General features: G+C 69.5%; 15 protein-coding genes, 1 tRNA gene and 1 pseudogene. 6 read left to right on the top strand and 11 right to left on the bottom strand.

The annotated features are described in order from the left end of the window. Positions 1–63: 63 nt before the first annotated feature. Positions 64–1,788, bottom strand: coding sequence for a urocanate hydratase (hutU, locus tag MAE01_RS11235; protein WP_147039651.1), 1,725 nt, complete (start codon positions 1,786–1,788; stop codon positions 64–66). Next, complete coding sequence (gene hutH, locus MAE01_RS11230; protein WP_147039650.1) at positions 1,781–3,328, bottom strand: histidine ammonia-lyase; 1,548 nt, start codon at positions 3,326–3,328, stop codon at positions 1,781–1,783. The genes hutU and hutH overlap by 8 nt, the downstream gene beginning before the upstream one ends. 52 nt (positions 3,329–3,380) lie before the next feature. Here hutH and MAE01_RS11225 point away from each other — a divergent pair, with 52 nt between their 5' ends. After that, a complete protein-coding gene (locus MAE01_RS11225) occupies positions 3,381–4,145 on the top strand; it encodes an IclR family transcriptional regulator (protein ID WP_371861774.1) in 765 nt (254 codons plus the stop codon). Positions 4,146–4,218: 73 nt separating this feature from the next. Here MAE01_RS11225 and MAE01_RS16245 read toward each other — a convergent pair whose 3' ends face one another. Next, positions 4,219–4,353 (bottom strand): hypothetical protein, encoded by a 135-nt coding sequence (locus MAE01_RS16245; RefSeq protein WP_267237934.1) that lies wholly within the window; start codon positions 4,351–4,353, stop codon positions 4,219–4,221. 144 nt (positions 4,354–4,497) lie between these two features. Between MAE01_RS16245 and MAE01_RS11220 the strand changes: the two genes are divergently transcribed. Together MAE01_RS11220 and MAE01_RS11215 are read left to right on the top strand one after the other, a co-directional pair. Further along, on the top strand, positions 4,498–5,418 hold the full coding sequence (locus tag MAE01_RS11220; RefSeq protein ID WP_147039649.1) for an AEC family transporter: 921 nt from the start codon (positions 4,498–4,500) through the stop codon (positions 5,416–5,418). A 30-nt stretch (positions 5,419–5,448) separates the two neighbouring features. Beyond that, entirely contained in the window at positions 5,449–6,354 is a 906-nt protein-coding gene (locus tag MAE01_RS11215) for a metallophosphoesterase (protein WP_147039648.1), read from the top strand. Positions 6,355–6,460: 106 nt separating this feature from the next. On the opposite strand, the gene MAE01_RS11210 is transcribed toward MAE01_RS11215, so the two are convergent. From MAE01_RS11210 to galU, 5 genes and pseudogenes are all read right to left on the bottom strand, one after another. Beyond that, on the bottom strand, positions 6,461–7,543 hold the full coding sequence (locus MAE01_RS11210; RefSeq protein ID WP_147039647.1) for a PQQ-dependent sugar dehydrogenase: 1,083 nt from the start codon (positions 7,541–7,543) through the stop codon (positions 6,461–6,463). 72 nt (positions 7,544–7,615) lie between these two features. Further along, positions 7,616–7,691: transfer RNA gene (locus MAE01_RS11205), tRNA-Ala, on the bottom strand. Between the two features lie 54 nt (positions 7,692–7,745). Beyond that, positions 7,746–8,618: a hypothetical protein gene (locus MAE01_RS11200; protein ID WP_147039646.1), complete on the bottom strand. Its 873-nt coding sequence runs from the start codon at positions 8,616–8,618 to the stop codon at positions 7,746–7,748. A 74-nt stretch (positions 8,619–8,692) separates the two neighbouring features. Next, positions 8,693–9,323: pseudogene (locus MAE01_RS11195) on the bottom strand (GNAT family N-acetyltransferase). Positions 9,324–9,345: 22 nt separating this feature from the next. Further along, positions 9,346–10,233 (bottom strand): UTP--glucose-1-phosphate uridylyltransferase GalU, encoded by an 888-nt coding sequence (gene galU / locus MAE01_RS11190; RefSeq protein ID WP_147039645.1) that lies wholly within the window; start codon positions 10,231–10,233, stop codon positions 9,346–9,348. Positions 10,234–10,284: 51 nt separating this feature from the next. On the opposite strand from galU, the gene MAE01_RS11185 reads away from it, so the two are divergent. The 3 genes from MAE01_RS11185 to mscL are packed head-to-tail and all read left to right on the top strand — an operon-like array spanning position 10,285 to position 11,608. Continuing rightward, positions 10,285–10,881, top strand: coding sequence for a 5-formyltetrahydrofolate cyclo-ligase (locus MAE01_RS11185; RefSeq protein WP_147039644.1), 597 nt, complete (start codon positions 10,285–10,287; stop codon positions 10,879–10,881). A 16-nt stretch (positions 10,882–10,897) separates the two neighbouring features. After that, positions 10,898–11,170: an FmdB family zinc ribbon protein gene (locus MAE01_RS11180; protein WP_147039643.1), complete on the top strand. Its 273-nt coding sequence runs from the start codon at positions 10,898–10,900 to the stop codon at positions 11,168–11,170. Positions 11,171–11,194: 24 nt separating this feature from the next. Continuing rightward, on the top strand, positions 11,195–11,608 hold the full coding sequence (gene mscL, locus MAE01_RS11175) for a large conductance mechanosensitive channel protein MscL (protein ID WP_147039741.1): 414 nt from the start codon (positions 11,195–11,197) through the stop codon (positions 11,606–11,608). A gap of 103 nt (positions 11,609–11,711) precedes the next feature. Here mscL and MAE01_RS11170 read toward each other — a convergent pair whose 3' ends face one another. From MAE01_RS11170 to MAE01_RS11160, 3 genes are all read right to left on the bottom strand, one after another. Beyond that, the gene (locus tag MAE01_RS11170) at positions 11,712–12,650 is read right to left on the bottom strand and encodes a putative endonuclease domain-containing protein (protein ID WP_147039642.1); all 939 of its coding nucleotides are present in this window, start codon (positions 12,648–12,650) and stop codon (positions 11,712–11,714) included. A 154-nt stretch (positions 12,651–12,804) separates the two neighbouring features. Next, the gene (locus MAE01_RS11165; protein ID WP_147039641.1) at positions 12,805–13,002 is read right to left on the bottom strand and encodes a hypothetical protein; all 198 of its coding nucleotides are present in this window, start codon (positions 13,000–13,002) and stop codon (positions 12,805–12,807) included. After that, positions 12,995–15,482, bottom strand: a 2,488-nt coding sequence (locus MAE01_RS11160; protein WP_186806219.1) for an AAA family ATPase, incomplete at its 5' end; no start/stop codon positions are given. The genes MAE01_RS11165 and MAE01_RS11160, both read right to left, overlap by 8 nt.

Genomic DNA, 15,482 nt, shown 5'->3' with positions numbered 1-15,482 from the left:
AGGGCGCTTGAGCACGGTGCCCACCCCCGACACTGTGCCGAACCGCCCTCTCGACTTCTAGCATCACAGCATCGGCACCTTCAGGCCACGGTCGCGGGCGACCTCGCGAGCGCGCTCGTACCCGGCATCCACGTGGCGCATGACGCCGGTGCCAGGGTCGTTGGTGAGCACGCGCTCGAGCTTCTCCGCCGCAAGCGCCGTCCCGTCGGCGACGGTGACCTGACCGGCGTGGATGCTGCGGCCGATCCCGACCCCGCCACCGTGGTGCAGCGACACCCACGACGCCCCGGATGCCGTGTTCAGCAGTGCGTTCAGCAGCGGCCAGTCGGCGATCGCGTCCGAGCCGTCGGCCATCGCCTCGGTCTCGCGGTACGGCGAGGCGACGGATCCGGCGTCCAGGTGGTCGCGGCCGATCACGATCGGCGCCTTCAGCTCACCCGACGCGACCATCTCGTTGAACTTCAGTCCTGCGAGGTGGCGCTCCTGGTAGCCGAGCCAGCAGATCCGGGCCGGCAGCCCCTCGAAGTGCACCTTCTCCGCCGCCTGGTCGAGCCAGCGGTGCAGCGCCGCGTCCTCAGGGAACAGCTCCTTCACGGCACGGTCGGTCGCGGCGATATCGGCCGGGTCGCCGGAGAGCGCGACCCAGCGGAACGGCCCCTTTCCCTCGGCGAAGAGCGGCCGGATGTACGCGGGAACGAACCCGGGGAACGCGAAGGCCCGCTCGAACCCACCGAGCTCGGCCTCGCGGCGGATCGAGTTGCCGTAGTCGAACACGGCGGCACCGGCATCCTGGAATCCGACCATCGCGGCGACGTGCTCTGCCATCGACGCGCGTGCGCGGCGGGTGAACTCCTCCGGATCGCGCTCGGCCTCCGTCTTCCACTCGGCGACCGAGACGCCCTGCGGGAGGTAGGCGAGCGGGTCGTGCGCGCTGGTCTGATCGGTGACGATGTCGATCGGGATGCCGCGGCGCAGCAGCTCGGGGAACACGTCGGCGGCGTTGCCGACGACCCCCACTGAGAGCGCCTCGCCGGCGTCTTTGGCGGCGAGGACATCTGTGACGGCCTGATCCAGGTCGGTCGTGTGGCGGTCGAGGTATCCGTGTTCGACGCGGCGGGCCAGACGCGTCTCGTCGACGTCGACGATGAGCACCGCTCCGCCGTTCATCGTCACGGCCAGCGGCTGCGCGCCGCCCATCCCTCCGGCGCCGGCGGTGAGGGTGAGCGTTCCGGCCAGCGACGCTTCGACAGGCTCAGCGACCGCTCTTGGAAGCGACCGCGCGACGGCCGCGAACGTCTCGTACGTGCCCTGGAGGATGCCCTGCGTGCCGATGTAGATCCATGACCCGGCCGTCATCTGCCCGTACATCGTGAGCCCGAGCGACTCGAGCCGGCGGAACTCGGGCCACGTCGCCCAGTCACCGACGAGGTTGGAGTTGGCGATGAGCACCCGCGGCGCCCACTCGTGCGTGCGGAACACACCGACCGGCTTGCCGGACTGCACGAGCAGCGTCTCGTCGGGCTCGAGCTCGTCGAGCGTGCGGACGATCGCGTCGTACGCCTTCCAGCTGCGGGCTGCGCGGCCGGTGCCGCCGTACACGACGAGGTCCTCGGGATGCTCGGCGACCTCAGGATCGAGGTTGTTCATCAGCATCCGCTTGGCGGCTTCGGCGCCCCAGCTCTTGGCGGTGCGCTCCGGACCGCGTGGCGCGCGAACGGAACGATCCCCGGTCCCTGAGCCGGTCGAAGGGCCCGGCACGGCAGTACCCGAAGCAGCGGTGTCAGACATGAGCGTTCTCCTTGGCGGTGCGGGCGATCGCGCCCGATCGGACGAGTTCGGTGACGGCTTCGATCTCGGGCGATAGGTACCGGTCGGGCCCTGGACCGGCAGCCACGGTGCGGACGAGATCGCGCACCGCACCCGTCGCGGGGCCTGCGAGCAGCGGTGCACGCAGGTCGAGCGCGCGTGCGCCGGTGATCACCTCGATCGCGAGCACCCGGGCGAGCCCGTCGATGGCGCGGCGCAGCTTCCGCGCTGCCGCCCAGCCCATCGAGACGTGGTCCTCCTGCATCGCCGAGGACGGGATGGAGTCGACGGATGCCGGCACTGCGAGGCGCTTGAGTTCGGAGACGATCCCGGCGGCGGCGTACTGGGCGATCATGAGTCCGGAGTCCACCCCGACCTCGTGCGCGAGGAACGGCGGCAGGCCGTGGCTGCGCGCGGGGTCAAGTGCCCGGTCGGTGCGGCGCTCCGACACAGAGGCGACGTCGGCGATCGAGATCGCGAGGAAGTCGAGCACGGCCGCGACCGGCGCCCCGTGGAAGTTGCCGTTGGACTCGATACGCCCGTCCACCGTGACGACCGGGTTGTCGATCACGCTCGCCAGTTCTCGCGACGCGATCGTCGCGGCGTGCGACATGGTGTCGCGGGCCGCGCCGTGCACCTGCGGCGCGCAGCGCAGCGAGTACGCGTCCTGCACGCGGCCGTCCTCCGGTCCGCGGTGGCTGGCGACCATGGGGGATCCGGCGAGGAAGGCGCGCACGTTGGCGGCGGACGCCGCCTGCCCGACCTGCGGGCGCATCGCCATGAGGTCGGCGGCGAAGACGGCATCCGTTCCGAGCTGGCTCTCGATCGACATGGCCGCTGCGAGGTCAGCCGTCGTGATGAGCGTCTCGAGGTCGTGCAGGGTGAGCAGCAGCATCCCGAGCATCCCGTCGGTGCCGTTGATGAGCGCGAGCCCCTCCTTCTCTTCGAGGATGAGGGGTTGGATGCCGGCGTCGGCGAGCGCCGCGGACGCTTCGACAGGCTCAGCGACCGATCCAGAGCCTTCGACGCGCACATCGCCCTCCCCCATCGCGGCGAGCGCGACATGCGCGAGCGGGGCGAGATCGCCGGAGCACCCCAGCGACCCGTACTCGCGGACGACCGGGGTGATGCCGGCGTTCAGCATGGCGGCGTAGGTCTCGGCGACAACGGTGCGCACCCCGGTGCGCCCGGTGGCGAGGGTCTGCAGACGCAGCAGCTGCAGCGCGCGCACGACCTCGGTCTCGACCTCGGCGCCCGTACCGGCCGCGTGCGAGCGGATGAGACTCGCCTGCAGCTGACGGCGTCGCTCCGGGGCGATGAAGGTCGTCGCGAGTGCGCCGAAGCCGGTGGAGACGCCGTAGTGCGGGTGCGGGTCGGCGGCGAGGCCGTCTATGACGCCGCGCGTCTCGGCGATCAGGTCGAGCGCCTCGTCGGCGAGTTCGATCCGTGCACCGTGACGCGCGATCGCGACGACCTCTGCGGGGGTGAGGACGTCGGCGCCGATGCGGATGGGATGGGGCATGTCTTGATTCCACACCCGGCCGGTGGCGGCGGACAGGGTCGCGTGGCATCCTGTGTCTGTGATCACAGACAACCCGCAGGTGCCCGCCGCAGACCAGACTCTGCGGATCCTGCGGCATCTGGCCACGCGTCCCGCCCCTGTGGCGGCAGCCGCCATCGCGCGCGAGCTGGGCCTCCCCCGCTCGACGGTCCACCATCTGCTGAACACCCTGGCCGAGCACGGGTTCGTCCTGCACCTGCGCGAGGAACGCCGGTGGGCACTGGGCACCGCGGCATCCGAACTCGCCGGCGGCTTCGCGCGGCAGCAGCCACTGGCGCGGCTCGGCCGTCCGCTCGTCGCAGCGCTCGCAGACCGCCTCGGCGAGAGCACGCACCTGGGTGTGCTGAGCGGATCCGATGTGGTCTACATCGTCGAGGAACGCGCGCCGCGGCGACCGGCGCTCGTGACGGAAGTGGGCGTCCGCCTGCCCGCGCACCTCACCGCCACGGGGCGGGCGATGCTCGCGGCCCTGCCGCGCGAGCAGGTGCGGGCGCTGTACCCGAGCGCATCGGCGTTCTCGACGCGCACCGGTCTCGGACCGGGCAGGCCCAGCGAGCTGCGCGAGCTGCTGCGCAGCATCCGCGCGGCAGGCCATGCGTCGGAGGACGGCGAGATCACGGACGGAACACGCTCGGTGGGTGCGGCCGTGCTCGACACATCCGGATGGCCGATCGCGGCCGTCGCCGTGACCTGGTCGATCGACACGGGACCGAGCGAAGCGGATGCCGCGACTGCCGTGACCGAGACCGCGGCGGAGCTGCAGCGGCGCCTGCGCTAGAGACGAGGAAGGGGGAGCCGCAGGTCACCCGCCTGCGACTCCCCCACCCCTCAGGGGCCGGTCCTTCAACTGGTCAGCCGGCCGCACCCTTGCGTGGCTTGATGAAGGATTCCGGCTCCTGCTTGGCGCGCTTGGCTGCTCGCTTCTCCTTGAGCGTCAGCTGCGCAGTCTTCTTCCCGGTCTTTGCTGTCGGCGTCTTTCCTGCCATCGGGACTCGCTTCCCCTCTCGTATCGGCTGGCGGGTGTGCCATTGACCATAGCCGGTTCCATAGGGAAGTCAAATTTCCCGGTGAGAAGGAAAAAACTGCTCTGTCGGGGCGGGTCGCCGAACCGCGAGCGCTAGGCTCGGAAAGTGCTCGAGACTCTCACCGGATTCGCCGTGGTGGGACTCGCCATCGCCGTCGGGTACATCATCGGACGCATGGATCTGCTCGGCCCGCATGCGCGCCACGTGCTGGGCCGGCTGACGTTCTTCGTCCTGTCCCCGTTCCTGTTGTTCACCGTGCTCGCGCAGGCCGACGCGCGGGTGCTGTTCTCGTCGCTCCTGCCGGTCTCGGCGATCGCCGCGATCGCCGTCATCGCGGCCTACGCGCTGGTGGCGAAGCTGGTCTGGAAGCGCGACGTGGGCGAGACCGTGATCGGCGCACTGTCTGCAGGCCAGGTGAACTCGAACAACATCGGCATCCCGCTGTCGCTGTATCTGCTGGGCAGCGCCGCCTACCCCGCGCCGGTGATCCTGATGCAGCTTCTGGTGTTCACGCCGATCTCGCTGACGATCCTCGACACCGTCACCAGCGGACGCACCTCGGTGTGGCGCACGTTCGTGCGCACGGCGACGAACCCGATCATCCTGGGGTCCGCGCTCGGGACGCTCGTGTCGGTGCTGGGTGTCGAGCTGCCGCCCATCGTCATGGAGCCGGCGACGTTGCTGGCGAACGCGTGCGTGCCGGTCCTGCTGATCAGTTACGGTATCTCCCTGTTCGGACAGCGGGTCCTCGGCACCTCGGGGCACCGGCGGGATGTGCTGCTGGCGAGCACGCTGAAGCTGCTGGTGATGCCGGTGCTCGCGTGGGTCGTGGCGGAGTTCGTGTTCGGCCTGTCGGCGCACGAGGTGCTGATCGTGGTCGTGCTGGCGGCGCTTCCCACCGCGCAGAACGTCTTCAACTACTCGCAGCGCTACGACATCGGCGAATCGATCTCGCGCGACACGGTGTTCATCACGACGATCGGATGCATCCCAGTGCTGCTCACGGCGACGCTGATTCTCGGGTGAGATGTCGTAGCTTTCTGGCAGAGTGAACGCATGAGCGGTCTGCGCATCCTTCATCTCAGCGACACGCACTTCTCGGGCGACGGCGGGCGCCACTACGGTGTGGTCGACACAGCCGAGCACCTTCGCCGTGCGCTCGCGCACGTCGGGCATCTGCTGTTCGACCTGGTGGTCGTCTCGGGCGACGTCAGCGAGGACGGCACCGAGGAGTCGTATCGCAGCGTCCGGGAGCAGCTCGACCCGTGGGCGCAGGCGCGCGGCGCGCGAGTGGTCTTCGCGATGGGCAATCACGATCGGCGCGATTCGTTCCGCACGGTGCTCGGGGGCGGACAGCCGGATGCCGGTGAGCAGGAGCTGCCTGGCGTGGATCTGGATCGTCCAGTGGCATCCGTCGTCGAGCATGACGGCTGGCGAGTGATCGTGCTCGACAGCTCGATCCCGGGAGTCGGCTACGGCGACCTCGAGGCGGAGCAGAAGCAGTTCCTCCGCGAGTCGCTCGCGACGCCCGCGGAGCGCGGCACCGTCGTGGTCGTGCACCATCCGCCGGTGCGCGCGCAGACGGATCTGCTGCAGGCGCTCGCGCTGGACGAGCAGGACGCCCACGAGCTCATCGACATCGTGCGCGGCACGGATGTACGTGTCATCCTCGCCGGTCACTACCATCTGCCGGTCACGGAGTACGTGGCGGGTGTGCCGGTGACCGTGGCGCCCGGCGTGACGAACCTCTCGTGCGCCTTCGGCGACCCGGCCGAGGAGGCCGCGGTGAACGGCTACGGAGGGTCCGTGGTCACAATCGAGGAAGATCGTGTGCGCGTCGTGCCGTTCCTGGAGCGCCTCGCGCCGGATGACCTCGTCTTCCACTTCGACGCGGATGTCGTGGCTGACATCATCCGCGATGCCGGCCGGCCGGTGGACCCGGCGGAGTCACTCGCGCCGTAGACCCGCCGCCCTACAGTCGCACCTCGAGACGGGGTTTGCCGCACGAGACGGGTGCTGGCAGCCGCCGTCTCGTGCTGCAAAGCCCGTCTCGGCGAGTGAACGCGGGTCAAGGAGCCCCGAGGCGCAGGATGCGGTCGCTATCCGGCCCGGCGCTGCCTCGACCGTCGGTGTTGTTCGTCAGCACCCAGAGTGCGCCGTCTGGCGCCACGACGACATCGCGCAGACGACCGTACTCCCCCACCCAGTGCTCGGTGGATGCGGCGAGATCGTCGAGCGGAACCTCGCGCAGTCGCTCACCGCGCAGGTTCGCGATGAAGATGCTGCCGTCGGCGATCGCGATGCCGCTCGGGCTCGCGTCCGCGGGGCGCCACTGCTGGACGGGGTCGATGTATCGGTCGTCCCCGGCGATCCCTTCGACCTCCGGCCAGCCGTAGTCGCCGCTCGCCTCGATGACGTTGAGCTCGTCCCACGTGTTCTGCCCGAACTCCGACGCGTACATCGCGCCCGAATCGTCCCAGGCGATGCCCTGCGGGTTGCGGTGGCCGTAGCTGTACACGGGCGAGCCGGGGAACGGGTTGTCGTCGGGAATGTCACCCGCGGGCGTCAGACGCAGGATCTTGCCGGCGAGGCTGTCGAGGTCCTGCGCGGCGGAGCCGTCGCCGGCATCGCCGGCGGTCGCGTACAGCATCCCGTCTGGGCCGAATGCGATGCGCCCGCCGTTGTGATTGCCGGACTTCGGGATGCCGTCGAGCACCGTCTGCGGATCGCCGAGCGCCAGGCCTCCGGCGTCTCCGCTGAAGGGGAAGCGCTCGATCCGGTTGTCATCCGCCGCCGTGAAGTACACGTAGAGGTGGTCGTCGTGGACTGCGATCCCCAGCAGGCCGCCCTCTCCCGATGGCTGCACTCCATCGATCACCGCGACCTCGCGCGCTGCGCCGCTCTCGTCGAGCTCGAGGATGCGTGCGCTGTCGCGTTCGCTGACCAGCGGGATGCCGTCGTGGAAGGCCACCGACCACGGCACGTCGAGGCCAGCGGCGATGACCGAGACGGCGGCAGTCGGCTGCGGCGATCCCGGAGGTGCTGTCGTCGTACTCACGCGGGGCGGGGGCTCCTCCGGAGCCGCACACGCGGTGAGCAGCAGCGCGGCGGTCGCCGCCACGGCGATGCCCCGCAGTGCTCGCGCGTTCATGCTCGGAGCTTACGCCGGACGAGCGGTTGGAATGAGGGAAGTCCCGGGCAGATGCCCGGGGCTTCCCTCTGGTGGTGGACCTAAGGGGATTCGAACCCCTGACCTCCTCGATGCGAACGAGGCGCGCTACCAACTGCGCCATAGGCCCGTGAACCTCAGCTAGATTATCACGCCCGAAAGGCCCGATGCGCCGAGGCGCTGCTCAACCCGCGGCACGGCGCTGCAGCATCTGACGCACGTGCTGCTCGATCTCCGCGTCATCCACGAATCCCATCCGCGAGTACGGCGAAGGCTCCTCCGCAGCAGCGGGAGCGGGCGGGGCGGGAAGCGCGACGGGCTCGGGCGGAGCCATCTGCGCCGCACGCCGGCGAAGCTCGGCGACACGCTCGGCACGGCGCAGTTCCTGCGCGGCTTCGATCTCGGCGCGGGCCGTGTGGGCGAGTGATCCGCTGACCTGCGCCATGGGCGCCGGCAGCGGGCGCGGGGTCCACGACGCTCGCCCCTGGTCGTGCAGCGGCGGCGAAACGCGCGGCGCCGGCTCCGGCAGAACCTCCGCTGCGGGGCGGCTCAGGCTGCGGCGGGCGACGGAAGCCATCTTCTGCAGCGCGACCGCAGCGACGACCGCCGGAGCCCCGCCGATCCAGATCAGCGCCTGTGCACCGCCGCTGACGAGCTGCCACACGCCGAGCCCGGCGATCGAGAGCCCCAGGATCAGGACGGATGCAGCGACCACGCGCACGCGGCGGCGCGCGCGCGCCTGGCGCAGCATCGGGTCCGCCCGTGTTGCGGCGAGTTCGGCCCGGAGGCGGATGAGCTCGCTCGCCTCCTTCTCGGACTGGAGGCGCTTTGCGAGCTTCTGCTGCGCGAGCGCGGTGCGGGCGTTGAGCTCGAGGCGGACCTCGTCCGGCGTCTCACTGGTCTCGGCGAGAACGCGCAGCGCCTGGTTCAGGCGCACGGCGTTCCGCTCGGAGGCGTTGTACTGATACCTGCCTCGCCACGAGGGCAGCAGATACAGCATCCAGAGCAGCACCGCGACGAGGACGATGACGCCCCCACTCAGCACCGGCCCATTCATAGCCTCAACGGTATGCGACAGCGCGGTCTGCGCCCCTCAGTTCCGACGCGTGTCGGATCCGACACGCGGGAAATTCAGATCGGAAGGCGATCCGAGGGAGGGATGCTGGCCGCATCCTGCGGGGCGTTGCCGCTCAGCCAGCGCGACAGCACGCCCTCGGGGACGTCATCTCGCGTCAGCGCGAATGCGTAGTGGTCTCGCCAGTCCCCGTCGATGTGGATGAAACGGCGCCGGAACCCCTCGTAGCGGAAGCCGAGCTTCTGCACGACCCGCAGGCTCGCCGCGTTCTCCGGCCGGATGCAGATCTCCATGCGGTGCAGACCGTACTCGCTGAAGCAGGCGTCGGTCGCGAGCGCGACAGCGGTCGGTGTGATGCCGTGCCCCGCGAACCGCTCGCTGACCCAATAGCCGATGGTCGCAGAGCACAGCGAACCGCGGGCGACCCCCCCACACGTTCAGCTGACCGGCGATCTCGCCGTTGTACAGCATCACGAACGGGTATCCGCCGCCGTCGCGGTACTGCTGCAGGAGCCTGCGGATGCTCAGACGCATGTCGAAGCCCGTCGCGCCGCCGGGGATCGTCGCCTCCCAGCGCTGCAGCCACGAGCGATTGTCCAGCAGCTCCTGCTGCAGGACGCGCGCGTCACGGGACCGGATGAGCCTCAGCTCGACCGGGCCGTGACTGTGTCCCTGCAGCAGTTCCATGCGATCCCCGCAGTCCGCGAGCTCAGAGGCCCGCGCTGAACTCCTTCAGCCACGGGCGAAGGTCTGCACCCAGGTCGTCGCGATCGGTCGCGAGCTGGACGATCGCCTTGATGTAGTCGACGCGGTCGCCGGTGTCGTAGCGGCGTCCGCGGAAGATCACGCCGACGACACCGGGGCCGTCGGAGTCGGCCGCGAGTTCCTGCAGCGCATCCGTCAGCTGGATCTCGCCGCCCTTGCCAGGCTCGGTGCGCTCGAGGATCGGGAAGACCGCCGGCGGCAGCACGTAGCGGCCGATGATGGCGAGGTTCGAGGGAGCGTCCTCCTGGGCCGGCTTCTCGACGAGACCCGTGACGCGCACGATGCCGTCCTGGTCGGTCGCCTCGACCGCCGCGGCGCCGTACATGTGGATCTGCGACGGGTCGACCTCCATGAGGGCCACGACGGTCGCGCCGGTGCGCTCGTGCTCGGCCATCATCGTCGTGATCAGCTCGTCACGGTCGTCGATGAGGTCGTCGCCGAGCATGACGACGAACGAGCTGTCGCCGACGTGAGTCTTGGCGCGCAGCACCGCGTGGCCGAGGCCCTTCGGCTCGCCCTGGCGGAGGTAGTGGATGTCAGCGAGGTCGCTGGACTTCATGACCCGCTCCAGGCGCTGCATGTCGCCCTTCTCGGTGAGCTTGACCTCGAGCTCGGGCACCGAGTCGAAGTGGTTGGAGATCATGTTCTTGTTGCGGCCGATGATCACGAGGATGTCGTCGATGCCAGCCGATGCGGCCTCTTCGACGACGTACTGGATCGCGGGCTTGTCCACGACCGGCAGCATCTCCTTCGGCATCGCCTTCGTGGCGGGCAGGAACCGAGTGCCCAGACCCGCTGCCGGAATGACTGCCTTGATTGACTGCTTTCCCATTCGGCCAGCTTACTGGGGGTCACCCGCAGGACCGCCACGTAGAATCGCAGCATGTCGCCCGACGTCGAACACGCCAAGCGCGCGCTGCGCGCAGAACTGCGCGAGCGCCGCCAGCTGCTGTCGGAGCAGCAGCGCGAGGTCGCGGCATCCGGCATCACCGCACAGCTCGACGAGCTGGTCGCCGCTCACGACGCCCGCTCGATCTCGTGCTTCCTCTCCACGACCACCGAACCCGACACCCGCGAGTTCATCATCGGCGCTGTGCGCCGCGGCATCCGAGTACTGCTGCCGATCACACGGGCGGACGGTCTGCTCGACTGGGCCGTCGCCGACGACACCGACGACGTCGCAGAGGGGCTGTTCGGTCTGCCCGAGCCCACCGGCGAGGTGCTCGGCCCGATCGCCGTCAACGACGTCGACCTCATGATCATCCCCGCGGCCGCAGTGGATGCCGAGGGCACCAGACTCGGCTGGGGCCGGGGCTATTTCGACAAGACCATCGGGTCCATGGAGAACTGCCCTCCTGTGTACGCCGTGACCTATGATTCCGAGGTACTCGACTCCCTCCCGCGAGAGCTCCACGATCAGCCGGTGACCGGCGTCGTTACGCCCACTCGCACGCTCCATCTGTCGCACGAGCGACCCTGAACACACTGAGAAGCACATGCCCACCTACGCCTATGTCTGCACGTCGTGCGATCACGCCTTCGACGCAGTCCAGTCCTTCACCGACGACGCCCTCACCCTCTGCCCCGAGTGCGGCGGATCGCTGCGCAAGCAGTACGGCTCGATCGGGGTGACGTTCAACGGATCCGGCTTCTATCGCACGGACTCGCGGAGTGGCGGTGGCGCGAAGAGCGGTTCCTCGGCATCATCGAAGACGGAATCGTCGACGAGCGCCAGCCCGGCGCCCGCTGCGACTCCGGCCTCGAGCTGAGGCGATCGACAGATGGGGGTTCCCGTGTTCCAGGGCTTCAAAGAGTTCATCACCAAGGGCAATGTCATCGACCTCGCGGTCGCCGTCGTCATCGGCGGTGCCTTCACGGCCATTGTCAACGCGGTCGTCTCGGCGATCATCACCCCGCTCGTCTCGCTGTTCTTCGACGCGGGCGCGACAGGCGAGATCGGCATTCAGATGACCGGCATCTACGGCCAGGAAGTCACCTTCCCGATCGGCGAACTGATCTCTGCCATCATCAGCTTCATCGCCGTCGCTCTCATCGTGTACTTCGTGTTCGTCGTTCCGATGAACAAATACAAGGAGCACCAGGCCGCGAAGAACCCCGCGGTCGAGGAGGAGACCCTGCCCAGCGAGCAGGAACTGCTCATCGAGATCCGCGATCTTCTGCGCAAGGATGCCGGCACAAGCGCCTGATCGCCACGCTCGTCTGATCGCTCACCGAGAGGGCGATTCGGCACGGTCGTTGCGTTCTGCACCGTGCTGAATCGCCCTCTCGGCGCATTCCAGGGCACCGAGCTCAGGCGAGCAGCAGCCGCAGCTGCGCGATGAGCGCATTGCGACGCGCCTCGTCAGTGAGGTCATCGGCGTTCACCCGGATCACCGTCCATCCCGCCTGCTGGAACGCCCGCACCCGTTCGAAGTCGCCGCGCCATCGCCGCCGATTCTCTCGATGCGCGTCGCCCTCGTACTCGATCAGCACACGTTTGGCGGGGTAGGCCAGGTCGGGTGTGAGGGGTCCGAGACGGGTCGGGATGATATGACCGATCGTGGGTTCGGCGACCCCGGCCCTGTGCAGCAGCAGTCGCAACTCGGTCTCCTTCGGCGAGTCGACACCGACGCGCATGAGTAAGAGTGCCGCTGCGAGCATCCGCGCACCCCGACCGGAGCCGTGGGCTATCACGGCGGCGCGCATCTCCTCGGGTGTGCACGCCGGATCACCCCGGATGCCCTTTGTGCGACGTCCGGTGATGAGGCAGTCGGCGACCGCGACCAGCGCCACGAGCATCTCGTCGTCCGAGAGATCATCGCGCTGCGACGCGAACTGGCACCACGCGGTCGCGGGCGCAACGGTCCGGAGTCCGTCAGGACTCAGACGCATCGGCGTGCCCGGAGCAAGCCTGTGACCGATGACACCGACGCGCCGCCTGCGGGTGGCACCGGGCGTGCCGATGTGCAGTGCGGCACCCGCCGCACCGAACTGTGCAGGCAGCGGCGCACCCCAGAGCCGGAGCGCCGTGCTGTGGCTGTACGCCTCTCCGTCATCCATGAACACTTCGGCGGCACGGCAGCGCTGCACGAGGTCACCGAGGTCGAGCCCAGCCGAGCGCACGCCGCGGAACGGCGTCTCCAGGTCGGCGGCCCGCATTCTGCTCCGAGAGATTCCGTGCTCGCCGGCGCGAGAAGTCGCGAACGCACCCTTCGCCAGGAAGTACGGCAGGGGTCGGCGCGCAGTCATGGACAGAGCATCCAGCAGCCGAGGCCATCTCCGCAGAAACTGTCCACAGACGTGCCCGCCCCGTCTCACGCCCTCTGAGCGAGAGGGCAATTGCGCACGGTCCGCGCACGTCGCACCGTGCCGAACTGCCCTCTCGAAGCTTCTGAGAGAGACCTCAGTAGTGCGGCGGGACGTCGCGCAGCAGCTGGTCGTCGTTCGGGCCGCGCCCCGTCGTGCGTGGAGGGCGCTCGGCCTTGGGCGCGACCTCAGGCGACGGATCGGTGCCCGGGGCGGGAGTCAGGCGCGCGCGGCGGCGCCCCGGAACCTTCTCGACCCGCTGGCGCTGCGGCTCATCGCCCTCCGGCTCAGACATCGCCCGAGAAGTCGATCGGCTGGGTGTCGTTCTCGGCGCGCACCGCGTCGGCCGAGATTCCCAGTACGGCTGCGATCCGGGATGCCGCCGTCACCGGGTCGCTGTACAGGTCGAAGGCGTGCACGCGCACGTAGTGCCAGCCCAGCCGCCGCAGGACGTGCGGTCGCAGTCGCAGCGTCTCGCGCAGCGACTCCCCCATGGTCTCGGGATCGGATTCGATGACGACGGCCTTGCCGTTGTGCTGCGCGACCAGAGGCAGCAGACCGCGGTAGTCGACGTCGACAGAAGCCCCCAGGCGGCGCAGTTCGCGCGCCAGTGCCAGCGTCAGCGGATCGGCGAGGTCTTCGAGACGCGAGTCCCTCCCCCGCGCCGCGAGGCCGCCGAGGATCGACATGAGCGTGGATGCGCCGTGCGCGAGCCGTCCATCGTCGAAAGACGACGGACGAATGGAGGAGACCAGCACCATCGACCGGCGCGCCCTGGTCATGCCGACCGTGAGCAGCCGCTCGCCGTCCGGGGTGGAGAGGTCGCCGAAGTCGCTGAGCACGCGGCCGTGCTTGGTGAGGCCGTAGCCGAGCGAGAAGATCACGCGGTCGCGGCTCTCGGCCACCGATTCCTCGAGCGTGAGCACGGCGAAGGGTTCGGCCGTGTCGCGGCCGACGAAGTCAGCGACGTCCGACCGTCCGGCGAAGGCCGTCGTGACAGCGGCGCGCACGCGCTCGGCGTGACGGGCGCTGGCCGTGATGACCATGAGCGACTCGGACGGGCGATGCACGGCATGCTCGACGACGAGCGTGACGACCCGAGCGACCTCGGCGTCCGGGCTCTCGACGGCACCCGAGACGGGGTCAGGAGCGCCGACGCCGCCCTCGACGTAGTCGACGGTCAGGCTGCCGCGGCCCAGGTATGAGCCGGCCCACGGCAGTGAGACGATCTCTCCGCCGTAGAAGGCGTCGTTGATGAGCTCGGCGAGGTCCTCGCCCCCGGCGCGGTAACTGCGCGTCAGCGTCATCACCGGCAGCAGCTCGGCGAGGCGCTCGAACACGCTGGTCTCGTCGAACGGCACCTCTACGTCCCAGTCGTCGCCGGCGTCCACGGCCATCTCGAACGGGGTCGGGCGCTGAGTCACCGGGTCGCCGAAGGCGACCACCTGCCGCGCGCGGCGGATCGCGGGGGCGGCCTCGGCGAGGTTGATGGCGGCGGCATCCACCAGCAGCACGGTGTCGAACTCCACCGAGTCCGGGATCTCCGGCACCAGATAGGGCGACGAGATCCACGCGGGCGCGAGCACGTCCATCAGCATCGGCGCGGCGGAGACGATCTCGGCGGTGCTCGGCGTCCCCTGCGTCAGCGCGCGACGGAGGTTCTTCGACTCGGTCGGCTCGTCGACGATCGCGATGCGCCACTGGTTCGCGAGCTGCCAGGCCAGCAGCGGACCTGCCATCGCCGCATGCGCCTCGTCGACCAGGCGGAAGTCGCGCTCGAGCCGGTCGACGACGGCGGTGTTCGCGCCGAGCAGCGCACGGTTGTCCTGCAGGGCCCGCTCCAGCAGCGACTGCCACCAGGCGAACTCGAGTTCTTCTGCGACCTGGTCCTCGGCGACGTGGCGGACCGAGAGCTCTGCCAGCAACGGCTCCAGGCCGAGGGTCGCGAGCTTGTCGCGGATCGTCGCGCGCTCGACGAGGTTGTCGAACACGTCGGATTTGGCGGCGAGACCGGCGAGGGTGCGCACGAGACGCTCCACCGGCAGGTTCGCGAGGGGCTCGCGCCGGCCGAGAGCGGCGTCGAGTTCGGCCAGCTCGGCGGTCACCCGCTGCCATGAGGCGTAGACCTCGCCGATGCCGAGCGGGATCTCGGGCGCGACGCCGGCGTCGACGAACCGCTGCCACTGCGTGCGCTGCTGCTGGATGCGCAGCAGGGCCTCGTGCATCTCGGAGATGTGCACGCCGGGGCGGACGTACTCCTTGGCGAGCCTGCGCAGCCTGCGGCGATTCGCACTGGACATCGCCGGCGAGTCCCGACGGGAGCCGTGCGCCTGGATCAGTTCGCCCAGGGGACGCTCGAACACGGTGGGGCTGAACCGGTCGAGGGAATCGCGGATGCCCTCGAGCAGGCGGAGGTACTCGCCGAGCTCGTCGATCGTGGCGAACGGACGCATCCGCGTCTGCGAGATCAAGGCGTACCCGCGTTCGAGGAGTGCGGGGACGCTCGTCGAGTGCAGTCTGCCTGCGAGGTCGTGAGCGGAACGGGCATCCTGCGTGCTGCGGAAGTTCACTCCGTACCAGGGCGAGTCGTTCGGTCCGAAGCGGAACTCTCCGAGGCGTGCGGCCTGCACCAGCGCCGCGGCGGCCTCGCTGCGCCCAGTCGAGAGCCTTCGCAGCGTGTCGAAGCTCAGCCGCGCGGTCGTGGACGGCGGCGTCGGAAGCGAGGCGAGGCGGGTGAGGTGGCGCGTCGCATCCAGGATCGTCGCGTCGAGACCG

The sequence above is a fragment of the Microbacterium aerolatum genome (assembly GCF_007988825.1).
GTDB lineage: Bacteria > Actinomycetota > Actinomycetes > Actinomycetales > Microbacteriaceae > Microbacterium > Microbacterium aerolatum.
Note: the sequence above shows the minus strand (reverse complement) of the source record. Positions and strands in the feature narration are given on the sequence as shown.